We start from the raw sequence: 12,147 nt of genomic DNA, 5'->3' as shown, positions 1-12,147 counted from the left end.
CTATGGTGTACGAACTATTAAAATTAGACGACCTGCTCAGTAAAATAACGGCATACGCCCCCGACGCTGATATTACGATGATTCGAACGGCGTATAATTTCTCTCAAGAGGTACACTGCGACCAGAGAAGAAAGGAGGGTAAGCCGTTCTTTGAACATCCGCTTGCGGTTGCGTCCATATTGGCTGATATGCACCTTGACTGTAAAACAGTTGTCGCCGGTCTGCTGCACGATACTGTTGAGGATACTGATACGACCGTCAAGGACATCGTTGAGATTTTTGGCGATGATGTCGGCTTTATGGTCAACGCCCTGACCAAATTAAAACAGATGGAGTTCAAGACAAGGGAGGAGACCCAGGCCGAAAATTTCAGGAAGATGTTCGTAGCCATGGCCGAAGATGTCAGGGTGATACTCATAAAATTTGCAGACAGGCTTCACAATATGAGGACACTGAAGTTTATGCCGCCCCACAAACAAAAGTTGATAGCCGCCGAAACGCTTGATATATACGCGCCGCTTGCCAACCGTCTTGGTATGGGCTGGCTCAGGTCAGAGTTCGAGGACCTTGGGTTTAAGTACCTGCACCCGGAGATTTACGAGGATTTATACAAAAAGGTAGCCGTTAAAAGGCAGATGCGCGAAGAGTTCGTAAAAACACTTGCCACAACTATCGAAGAGAAACTGAGGGCGCATAATATTCCGGGGCGGGTAAGCGGGCGGGTGAAGAATTTCTATGGTATCCATCAGAAGATGCAGGCACAACGTGTGACGTTTGAGGATGTTAACGATATGCTGGGCCTGAGAGTTATAACGCAGACAAAGGAGCAATGCTACATTATACTAGGCCTGATTCACTCGCTTTGGATGCCGGTTCCTGGGCGCTTTAAAGATTACGTGGCAATGCCCAAGTCTAACAGGTATCAATCACTGCATACAACAGTCTTAGGCCCGGGTGGAGAGCGTACAGAGTTCCAGATAAGGACTGAGGAGATGAACCTGATAGCAGAAAAAGGTATCGCAGCGCATTGGCTTTACAAGGAGCGCGGTCGTCAGGTAGAGAAAAAAGATGCTATGTACATCGAATGGCTCAGAGAACTTGTACATCTTCAGAAGGACTCAAAGGATGCACGCGAGTTTCTTGAGATGTTCAAGGGCGAGATATTCTCTGAGGTCGTATTTGTCTTTACCCCTGCCGGTGAGATAAGGGAATTGCCTGCCGGGGCCACCCCTGTGGACTTTGCCTATGCGATTCATACACACGTAGGAAACCGCTGTGTTGGGGCAAGATGTAACGGCAGGATGGTGCCTCTTAAGTATCAGTTGAAAAATGGAGACACTATTGAGATTATCACCTCAAACACACACAGCCCCAGCAGGGACTGGTTAAATTTCGTCGTAACGCACAAGGCAAAAAACCGTATCAGACAGTTCATAAAGGTAGAACAGCGCAAGCAGGGAATCGAGCTAGGCTCTTCGATTTTAGAGGATATGCTCATAAGACATAAGATAAAACTCTCAACCCTGAAATCCAAAAAAATGGATGAGGTAATAGCCGCTTGCAACTATAAAACCCTCGATGACTTATTGATGGCAATCGGTTACGGCAAGCTCTCACCAAGACATGTGGTTCACCTTTTAAATCCGGAAAAACCAGAGACAAAAGAATCAACAGAGCTGCCCAAACCGCATAAACTACCAAAATCCAACAAGGGGATACACATCACAGGCGTGGATAATCTGATGTACACGACGGCCAAGTGCTGCTTCCCGATTCCTGGTGACAACATATATGGATTTATTACGAAAGGGAAGGGGGTTACTATTCACCGCACAGACTGCCATAATTATAAGCGTTCAGCCTTGTTGGACGAAAACAGGACGTTGAGTGTTACGTGGGAATCCGAAGACAACACCACAGCCCCGGCCAAGCTCTATGTCGAAACAATGGACAAACCCGGTATGCTGGCAGCGCTGACAAATGTTATCACAGGCTTCAACATAAACTTATCACACCTTGAGGCTCGCTCCTCGGCTGATAAACACGCCCATTTTGTCTTCATTCTTGATGTAAGAGACAAACCCCAGCTCATGAACCTCAGCACCAAGCTCCTGTCTTCTGACGGTGTTATCAGTGTTAACAGGTGAGTTCTTACAGTCTCCCTACTGAGTAGTACTCGATTCCGAGGCTTCTCATCTTCACCGGATCATAGACGTTTCGCAGGTCGAAAAACAGGGGGCGTTTCATAATCGTAATGAGTCGTCCAAAGTTGAGATTTCTGAATTGGTTCCACTCTGTTACCATTACGGTCACATCTGCGCCGCTTAGTGTTTCTTCAATAGTTGAGCAGTAGTTCACAGTTGGAAAAACTTTTGCGGCATTGTCTGACGCAACAGGGTCAAAGGCCTTTATCTGTGCCCCCCTGGTAAGGAGCTCTCCTATTAAATACAGAGACGGCGCCTCCCTGATATCGTCCGTATTTGGCTTAAATGACAGGCCAAGAAAGGCGGCGGTTTTTCCTTTTATATCTCCTGTGGCGCGCAGTATTTTATCAAGCATAAGTTGTCTTTGTGCATCATTTGTCTTTATTGTTCCGCTTACTACGTTTAGCGTAATGCCTTCACGTTCAGCCAGGGAAAGCAGCGCACGCGTGTCTTTAGGGAAACATGAGCCTCCGAAGCCTGGGCCGGCGTGGAGAAATTTCTTTCCAATCCTGCCGTCAAGTCCCATTGCGCGCGCCACGTCGTGGACATCGGCGCCTACTCGTTCGCAGAGATTTGCTATTTCGTTGATAAATGAAATCTTAGTGGCTAAAAATGCGTTAGATGCATATTTGATAAGCTCGGACGTCTCAATATTCGTTATAATAATCGGTGTTTCTAATAGATATAACGGCCTGTACAACTCCTTCATTATAGACAGCGCCATGTTGCTTTCTACCCCGACAACAACCCTGTTGGGCCGCATAAAGTCATCAACCGCCGCACCCTCCCTTAAGAATTCAGGATTTGAGACTACATCAATTTTTACCCCGCCTTTGACTTCTCTTAAAAAGAGTTCTTTCAGGTGCTTGCCTGTCCCCACCGGAACGGTGCTTTTAGTAACTATCACCTTGTAGCTTTCGATATATTTGGCAATCTCTATGGCAGCAGATTCCACATACCCCACATCTGCGCTTCCATCTTCTTTGGGTGGTGTGCCTACGGCTATGAATATTACGATTGATTTTCTTACCGCCTCAGCTAGTTCTGTTGTGAATATCAACCTGCCCTCGCGCACACCCTTTCCCACGAGGTCTTTAAGGCCGGGCTCATAAAATGGTATTTCCCCTCTTTTTAATGCCTCTATTTTCCCTGCGTCATTATCAACACACGTTACCGTAACGCCGAACTCTGCGAAACATGCCCCTGTTACCAGCCCTACATATCCGGTTCCTATCATACATATTTCCATTTTATCTCCCTCAGTATCAGTAGGTATTTGGTTTTACTTCAATCATACCTTTGAAATTATAACACTTAAATATAGAGTATTCTCTTAGAATTTGTCCATTTTCATTTACTGTAAGAGGTGTTTTTTCGCACCTGTCAAACGCAAACGCTACAAAAGGATGAAGCGGCTGACTGCCGTCGGTTGCGAATACCGCATCTATGCGGCGCAGTGGGGCAGACATTCTTATCTTTTGGGCATATTCATTTATCCCCGGCCACATGTCGTATTCGTTTACCCTGCGGCCAAGATTTATACAGTAAACCAGTGGATTTCCCTGCGTGTAAAAGGCCATCTCTGCTGTAACCTGATATTTGTCTGAAACCAGTAATACCTCCGTGCCGTGGGGGTATGCCTTGCCCTCTTGTTTTAATTCGCCGTAGAGGGTGGTTATCCTATCCCCGAATTCCCTCCAGCCCCTAAGCCTTGAAGCCGGGTCATTGTCTGGGTGTAAGTGCAAAACCACAGGGAAATGCCCTACTATCGTTACAACTAAAGCGGCTGCCGTCCCGATGACTATCGTTCTTTTGGCATGAATAGATAGTGCCCTAAACGCCTCTTTCTTATAATACACCCATGCGGCGGCGGCAATTCCCGTAATATAGCCCGTCATAGCCCAATTTGCCTGAACCTTTCCCTGAATGCTCTTTAGAGTAAAAAATAAAAGAACGGGGATGGAAAAATAAAACAGGAAATCTCCCCTTTGACTGCCCCTCAGCCTGAACAGGGCTGCAATAATTAAAAATAATACAACAGGGGTCACTACACCTAACTGCGAACCTGTGAACTCAAGCAGACTTAGCGGCAGCAGCTTAAACCCGTCAGCCACATGTGCATGACCGGCTGTGTGTTTAAGTGTAACCCAGCCGTGCGCCGCGTTCCAGATTATCACAGGACTGAGCGCAATTATTCCCACAATAAATGAAATATACGGCTTCGGAGTCTTTAAGAGGCGGCGGTTTTTGGTTAATATAAGAAACAAAAAGGCGCATATATAAAAAAACGCCATTATATATTTTGCCATAAACCCAACGCCGGTCAGTATACCAAGCAGTATCCACAAACCATAACCGGCATTCTTACCGCGTTCTTCGAGTGAGATGATTTTCCAAAAAGTATAAAGCGATGCTATCCAGAGATATACAAACGGCGAATCAATCGTAAAGATAACCCCATAGGCGGCGTAAAGCGGGATAATCTGAAATAACATCGCGGCAGTAAATCCCACAAACTGCCCCTCTCTATTAACGGGAGTAACGGGAGAATCTGGTGAAGCGTCAAACATAGAAACACAAAGTTTATAAAGATATAGGCTTGAAAGTGCAGAGAAGACCACCGCCAAAATACGCACGCCAAAGACACTTGTCCCAAACATATGCGTCGAAATGAGCATGAGATATACTATAAGCGGGCCTTTCGTGTAATAGCTCAACTCCGGCCTTCGTGTGCAGTCCCAGTAGAGCGCCTCATCTGGGCTTAAATCAAGCGGTCCCCAAAGTATATAAAATACCCTGAGCAGGCTTATCAGACCAAGCGCAGCCGCCAGCATTGCGCTGTAAGAAATACGCGTGGGTTTTGTAGTTTCAGGGTTAATCATTTGATTTACATGACCGTTAGCGCACAAACTAAATCAGACAGTCAAATGCCAGATATATTTACTTTTCAAACAGCCATATGAGCCGAACCATAACCGCAATAGCAACAATTTGTGTCATCAATATTGCGGCCACCCATTTATTTGCCTCTGATTTATACTTTTCAGCTTTATCCCTTAAAGCCTCTGTTCTGTATCTATGGTCTATTTTCATGATTTCTACTTTTATGTTATTAACTACAGTTGTTAATCCATGTTCAGTCAACAGCAAGGATTCGTCGAGTGTTCCCAGTCGATCTGCTACTACTTCTCTTAATATCTCAGATATTTCTTTGGCGGCCTTATCGCTGAGGTCTACCCCTTTCAGGCGTTCAAACATCTTTTGCGTGTCTATTGCTGCTGCCATAGATGTATTATACCAAAATACTGAAAAAATAAGTCAAATAATTACAGCTAAATTACTATATTATACGCGTTTTCAACTTCTTGTGCGATTTTCTCCCATGAGAAACGCTCCTCGATTGTCTGCCTTCCAGCCCTGCCAACTGAACCTCTCAGAGGTTCATTGTCTGCAAGCAGTTCGATTTTTTGGGCGATGCCTGCGGCAGGGTCAGCCTCGTCCACGAACAGGCCGTTTACGCCGTCTATTATATAGTCCGTTAGTCCGCCCTTTTTTCTGGTAACAAGCGGCAGCCCCGTGGCCATCGCCTCAAGCGCCACAAATGGAAACGGGTCGTCAAAGTTTGACGGCAGGACGAATATGTCTCCAAGCAAGTAAATCAGGTGCATCCTTGATGGTGTGAAGACATCCGTAAATGTGACAGGCAGCCCCGCCGCCATATCCACTATCCTGCGTCCGTAGTCTGCCCTGTCACCGCTTCCCTTTTGGATTTCACCTATGACGAAAAATTTAACATCCTCTATTCGGCGTTTCTTATTAATAATCCCCGCACTATTGATAAAATGCTCAACCCCCTTCTCAGGCGACACACGTCCGACGAAAAGTACAACGAAGTCATCTTTCTTTATGCCAAAGCGCCCCCGAATGGCGTCTCTTACATCGGGAACTTCGCGGAAATCTTTGAACCTGTCAAGGTCAACACCGTTGTATATGCAAAACTTATGGGCGGCCTCAATGGGCTTTGCAGCGTAGTGATTCATTATGTACTGGCTGCAGCCGGTGAAGGCGTCAAGCTCAAGCAGCTCATCAACAGGGAATTCGTTCTGCACGTGGAGCATTGTTTTGATTAGTCCGGCTGCTCTGACAGCCTTTATCAGCGGTGTAAAACGCTTTATTGAATTGTGCATATGGATGATTTCCGGGGAGATTTCTTTGATTAATTCGATGATTCTGTCGTTGTATGAAAACGGGTCAAGCCTTGTGAGTTTTTGAAATAATCGTCTATAAATTCTTCCGAAACGAATCCTGTGGAAAAATATGCCGTCTTTGTATTCAGTGTCCGGGTAAAACTCATCGGCAAGGCATACGACATGCGGCTCATACCCGACAAGCCTCTTTGATACTTCATAAATCCACATCTCAACGGCTGCCCCCTTTAAGGGCGGCACGGGGTGCACGGGGGCGGCTGCCATTAATATCTTTTTAGGCATCGGCGATGACCCCGATTTCTTTTTCAAACTTTTCAGCTATCACGCCCCAGTTAAAATTCTGCGTGACCCAGGTGCGGGCATTTGCGCCAAGCCGCTGTCTTGATTGCTCGTCCATGAGCAGGGTGTTGAGAGCCTTTGCAATTGCTGTTTCGTCTTTTGGCGGGATTAACAATCCCGTATCTTCGGCGACTACCTCAGGGATGCCGCCAACATTGGCCGCTACTACCGGCACACCGCAGGCCATCGCCTCGGCTATGGATATGCCAAATGTCTCATCTGCAACGCTGGGATACAGAGCGGCATGGGCTATGGAGTAATAAGCCGGGATTTCGTCATTGGGAAGCCGCCCAAGAAACACCAGCCTTTCTGAGACATGCAAGTCGGCGGCCAACTGCCTGAGTTGCTTTTCATAAGGCCCTTCACCGCCAATAAAATATCTTATAGACAAGGACTTATCAATGTGGGCAAGGGCGGCTATCGCATATTGCAGCCCCTTCCACCCGACAAGCCGGCATATGCTTACAAGCACACGCTCGCCGTCTTTCAGTGAGTGTCTTTTCACTAGCTCCGCGCTCTTTGGCAGTGGTTTGAATTTGTCTGTGTCTATGCCGTTGTATAAGACGATTGGTCTGATGGAGGCGTAGCGCTCGACATCGAGGGCGTTGTAGAGACTGCACGAGAAAAACTTGTAAATTCTTTTTACCATTGTGCGGTAGCCCGGGAAAAACTCTGCCCCATGGGAGTTAAACACCACCTTAGCGCCGGAGAGTGCCGAGGCCAAAAGTGCCGCAGGTAAATCATACGGCTTGTGAATGTATAAGTAATCATATCTGCCGCATATCAGTGGGGCAAGGGCAAAGATGCTCAAAGAGAGGCGCTCGATTAGTTTTCTGAATCTCGATCCAAAATTTGGGACACGTGTACGGCTCAGATATGGATAGGTGAACACCGCTACACCTTGCGGTATGTCTGCAATTGTCCCCCTGCCGCCATATATATGCACAGTGTGTCCACGCCTTGCAAGGGCCGAGGCAATGCCAAGCGTAAAGGACTCCACGCCTCCAGCCTTGGTAGTTGTCGTAAGGTTATAGAGAGCTATTTTCATGGCGATGGAGATAGTTCCATTTTAATCGAACTGGTTACTGCTGTTAATACCTCATCGACACTAATGGCGTTCATGCAGTGCGGTGTCCTGCATTTTTTTGTGATGCAGGGGGTGCATGGACGCTCTGCGCTGATTATCCTGTGCAGGTGCCGTTCAGTAACTGCCCCAGTGCCCCAGTGGTTGGAAGGACAAAACAGGGATACAGTCCTTGTGCCGAGGGCTATGGCGATGTGCATAGTGCCGGTGTCATTTGTGACAAGGACAGAGAGGGTTTTAATAAGCGCAGCAAGCTGCTTAAGTGACAGTGTACCGGCAAGCGAAACTGCGCCCGTGCCTATAGCTGCGGCTGTCTCACCGGCGAGATGGCGCTCATCGGCTGAACCTGTGATGACAATACGGGCCTTCGGGTAGAGGCTGAGGATACGCTTTCCAAGTTCTATAAAATACCCCTTAGGCCATGCCTTGTAGAGCTGGGCGGCGCCGGGTTGAAAGCCGATAATGGGATGAGCGCCGTTGAATCCGAGCGCTGACAGGGCAGCCTTTACGTGTGTTAGCGCTGCGGCATCGACATCCAGAACCATTGACCTATCGTCTTCTGTGCAGTCTGCAAAGGAGGCCGTCTTAAGTCTTACGTCGATGGCGTGATGACGCCAAGGGTTGTCAAACCCGTTTGATTTATTGCTCAGTAGAAAGCCGTACTGCCTTGATATAGGTATTTTAAAAATAAACCGTGCCCCGCTAAGGTAGGCAAGCGGTGTTGCCTGTGGCTCGTTGCCGTGGAAAATAAGGGCAAGCTCAGGGTTAGCCTGCCTTAAGGCATAGGCGGTACGGAGGAATTTTCTGTATCCGCCGTAATATGGCAAAATTGTATCTATATGGGGATTACCGGCAAAGAGCCCGGCATACCTTACATTGAGACACGCGGTAATATGTGCATTCGGGTACCGGATTCTTACAGCCCTTATGGCAGGCGTGGACATTAATGTATCACCAAGGGCAGTTGATGATATTACTAAAATATTCTTTATATTGCAGGGGGAGAAACTGCTGCTGTCCCTTTTGTCGAAGTACTTAATAATTTTCATTGAAATATATAGCAGTCCGTCAAATGGATTGAGCTTCATCAGGGGCTACCACATTGACCACATGGGGAGAGATAGGTGTGGGGCGGTCAACAACCAGCCGCTGCTGAACCATTACACACAGTTCATCTCAGCGCACAGGTCACAGACCGCAGACTTAGAGTTCCAACCAGATTGGGCAGCCAACTTAATCGACGAACCCGTATTTTTTTAACTGCTCAAGCAGCTTATTCTTGTCTATGGGTTTTACAAGGTACTCTGTGCAGCCCCATTCAAATGCCTCATCCTTCTCTTCCTGTAAATCATAGGCGGTGGTCATAATAACCTTCACTTTATACTTGTCCTCTACTCCAGCCTTTTTCTCCATCTCCCTGATATCCTTAAGGGCCTGCTGACCGTCCATCTCAGGCATCATTATGTCCATGCAGATTAAGTCATAGGGTTCACCCTCTTTCCATGACTGTACAAATGCCCCGATTGCCTCTTCACCGTTTACTGCCACATCGCACGCCCCATATCTTGACAAGATGCGCTGTAACAGCGTCCTGCTTTTGAACTCATCCTCAACTACCAATGCCTTCATCTGTAACACCTCCCTGGCATTATTTCATTATCTCAACGGTAAATCTTGCCCCGTTTTCTGAGCTGGTTGCATAGAGTTTGCCGCCCATGTGATTTTCTACGATCACCTTTGACATATATAGGCCTATTCCTATGCCATCTTCCTTTGTCGTATAGTACGGCTCAAATATCCTGTCTATAACACTTTGAGATATGCCCGGGCCGTTGTCTTTTATCTCAACTATTACACTGTCTTTGAGGTCGGCCAGACTGATGGAGATTTCTCCCCTGTAGCCCGTGCTGAAAAAGTCTCTGCGCCTTTTTTCCCTTATGGCGTCTCTGGCGTTGCTTATTAAGTTTAAGATTACCTGTTTGTATTCCTCTGGATAGCCGAATATTGTTATCTCTGATATACGCGGGGAATCAATAGGGGTACGTGCGCCGACATTTACATTTTGTACGACGAAATCTATATATACCTGGTTGTTTTCATACTGGAGTTTGATTAGTGAAATACACTCTTCAATCGCGGACTTTACGCTGAAATGGCTCTTTTCACCGGATGGTTTAAAGAAATCTCTGAAGTCTGTTATCGTCTTTGACATAAGATTAAGCTGAGCCATGGAGTCCCGTGTCATTTCTGTAACATATTCCCTTGAGATTTCACCAAACTCATATGCCTCCTCAAGGTCCTGCACAAGCAGCCCGATAACATTAAGCGGCTGTCTCCACTGGTGCGAAATGGCTACCATCATCTCGCCCATTGACACGAGCTTTGACTGATGTATAAGCAGGTGTTCCTTTTGAAGACCCTTTTCAATTTCCTCTTTTACCCTTATCTCAAGATTCTTGTTCAGCTCTTCAAGTTGCCGCGTCTTTTCCTTTATCACATTTTCCATTTTATGTTTATATAAGGCCATTTCTATCGCGTATTTTAATTCCAACTTTTCAAAGGGTTTAATAATATAGCCAAATAAGTCGGTGTCTATAGCGCGCCTGAATGTGTCCTCGTCCGTATTTGAAGTGAGATACACAACAGGGATGTCATAAAGCGCCCTTATCGCATCAGCCGCCTCAATTCCGTCCATCTTACCGCGCAGTGTGATGTCCATAAGAACGATGGCGGGCATTTTCTCTTCGGCTTGTTTTATGGCATCCTCACCGGTGTTGGCTATCGACGCAATCTCATATCCCAAGTCCTCAAGCGCAGAGCTCAAATTAGCTGCTATTATCCATTCGTCCTCTACGATTAATATCCTTGATTTAGACATCTTCTATAATTAACCCCTTATCTGAAACAGCCTCAGATACATTAACGACAGCGAGTATAACATAATTAAATCCAATAGTCAAACGGCATGACGGCTATAGCTGCAACGAGAAAATTTTTCCCTCTAGGAAAAATATATCATACTATTAATCACACCGGTTATCACACCGGAGGCAGCATTATTAGCGGCAGTGCCTTGATAAACAGCCCTGCAGCGTGTATTCCCTTATAAATAAGCGGCTGGCACGATAGTTGCTTTCATAACGCCCAGATGGGTTATAAAATGGAATATAAATGGGAGATGTAATATAACGATAAACCGCTAATATAAGGATTAATTAAACTTTCAATCAAGGCATGGAGGTACACAATGGCTGGATTTACAATCAACACGAACATATTGTCAATTAACGCTCAGAGGAACTTGAGAAGCACACAGGTACCTCAGGCACAGGCAATGCAGCGTCTGTCATCCGGTTACAGGATTAATTCGGCAGCAGATGACGCAGCAGGACTGGCGATAGCCACAAGAATGGCCTCGCAGACAAGAGGGCTTACCGTAGCCTCAAGAAACGCAGCCGATGGTTTGTCAATAGCGCAGACCGCCGAAAGCGGCATGGACCAGATGACCAATAATCTTCAGAGGATAAGGGAGTTGGCAGTTCAGGCGATGAGTGGCCAGTACGGAGTTACTGATATCTCAAACATGCAGATGGAAGTAGACGCCTTAATTGAGCAGATTGGTGGAACTGCAGAACAGACCAAGTTCAATAACAACAAGCTCCTTTCGGGTCTCTTCACCTCGCGCATATTCACAAGTTATACGGCGTCAGATTCCTCTATTGCAGTATCACTTGTTTCGATGAACACAGACGCAATGGGCGGAAACACATTTAATGCACAAGGGAAATTTGGACCGATTATGTATTTAAAAGACATTCATACAGCGGCTGGCAGTGTATATACGGCCAGTGTGGCGAATGCCTTGTTCGTGCCAAATGAGACCCCGGCGCCTTACGCATGGAGTGATACCACAAGGGCACCTATTACCTACACAGGGCTTGCCTCGCTTCAGGTAGCCGACCCGACTTCTATAACTGGATATAGATCAAAGGCATCAAACACAATAGCCATTGTCGATGGGGCATTAAACATTGTTATCGCCTCGAAGTCAAGTATGGGCGCTAAGAGTAATGAGTTTTACGCCGTTATCAGCAACATAGACGCCGTAAACGAGGCTACACTGGCGTCACGCTCAAGGATAATGGATGCCGACTTCGCTACAGAAACGGCAAACATGACAAAGTACAATATATTGCAGCAGGCCGGAATCTCAGTTCTTGCACAGGCAAACTCACTGCCGCAAAATGTCTTAAAGCTCCTGCAGTAGGCCAGTACGGGGACGGGCTGCCGTCCCCGAAGTCTTTTCAGTGCT

10 protein-coding genes are annotated in these 12,147 nt (G+C 46.6%); 2 read left to right on the top strand and 8 right to left on the bottom strand.

Annotated features, from left to right (window positions below; all coding sequences use genetic code 11):
- Positions 1-2: 2 nt before the first annotated feature.
- A complete protein-coding gene (locus ASN18_RS09395) occupies positions 3-2,147 on the top strand; it encodes a RelA/SpoT family protein (RefSeq protein ID WP_085052492.1) in 2,145 nt (714 codons plus the stop codon).
- Between the two features lie 4 nt (positions 2,148-2,151).
- On the opposite strand, the gene ASN18_RS09390 is transcribed toward ASN18_RS09395, so the two are convergent.
- The 8 genes from ASN18_RS09390 to ASN18_RS09355 all read right to left on the bottom strand — a co-directional run bounded on the left by ASN18_RS09390 (position 2,152) and on the right by ASN18_RS09355 (position 10,713).
- A complete protein-coding gene (locus tag ASN18_RS09390) occupies positions 2,152-3,453 on the bottom strand; it encodes a UDP-glucose dehydrogenase family protein (RefSeq protein WP_085052491.1) in 1,302 nt (433 codons plus the stop codon).
- A 16-nt stretch (positions 3,454-3,469) separates the two neighbouring features.
- Positions 3,470-5,086: an ArnT family glycosyltransferase gene (locus ASN18_RS09385; protein ID WP_085052490.1), complete on the bottom strand. Its 1,617-nt coding sequence runs from the start codon at positions 5,084-5,086 to the stop codon at positions 3,470-3,472.
- 58 nt (positions 5,087-5,144) lie between these two features.
- Entirely contained in the window at positions 5,145-5,489 is a 345-nt protein-coding gene (locus ASN18_RS09380; RefSeq protein ID WP_085052489.1) for a hypothetical protein, read from the bottom strand.
- 47 nt (positions 5,490-5,536) lie between these two features.
- Positions 5,537-6,721, bottom strand: a complete 1,185-nt coding sequence (locus tag ASN18_RS09375) for a glycosyltransferase (RefSeq protein ID WP_157072918.1) — start codon at positions 6,719-6,721, stop codon at positions 5,537-5,539.
- Positions 6,687-7,799 (bottom strand): glycosyltransferase family 4 protein, encoded by a 1,113-nt coding sequence (locus tag ASN18_RS09370; protein WP_085052487.1) that lies wholly within the window; start codon positions 7,797-7,799, stop codon positions 6,687-6,689. Before ASN18_RS09370 ends, ASN18_RS09375 begins: the two co-directional genes overlap by 35 nt.
- A complete protein-coding gene (locus tag ASN18_RS09365) occupies positions 7,796-8,923 on the bottom strand; it encodes a glycosyltransferase family 9 protein (RefSeq protein ID WP_085052486.1) in 1,128 nt (375 codons plus the stop codon). The genes ASN18_RS09370 and ASN18_RS09365 overlap by 4 nt, the downstream gene beginning before the upstream one ends.
- A gap of 145 nt (positions 8,924-9,068) precedes the next feature.
- Entirely contained in the window at positions 9,069-9,464 is a 396-nt protein-coding gene (locus ASN18_RS09360; RefSeq protein WP_085052485.1) for a response regulator, read from the bottom strand.
- A 19-nt stretch (positions 9,465-9,483) separates the two neighbouring features.
- Entirely contained in the window at positions 9,484-10,713 is a 1,230-nt protein-coding gene (locus tag ASN18_RS09355) for a response regulator (RefSeq protein ID WP_085052484.1), read from the bottom strand.
- A 369-nt stretch (positions 10,714-11,082) separates the two neighbouring features.
- On the opposite strand from ASN18_RS09355, the gene ASN18_RS09350 reads away from it, so the two are divergent.
- Positions 11,083-12,102, top strand: a complete 1,020-nt coding sequence (locus ASN18_RS09350) for a flagellin N-terminal helical domain-containing protein (RefSeq protein ID WP_085052483.1) — start codon at positions 11,083-11,085, stop codon at positions 12,100-12,102.
- Positions 12,103-12,147 lie beyond the last annotated feature (45 nt).

This window comes from Candidatus Magnetominusculus xianensis, assembly GCA_001541255.1.
GTDB classification, from domain to species: domain Bacteria; phylum Nitrospirota; class Thermodesulfovibrionia; order Thermodesulfovibrionales; family Magnetobacteriaceae; genus Magnetominusculus; species Magnetominusculus xianensis.
This window is presented reverse-complemented; position numbering and strand designations above follow the sequence as displayed.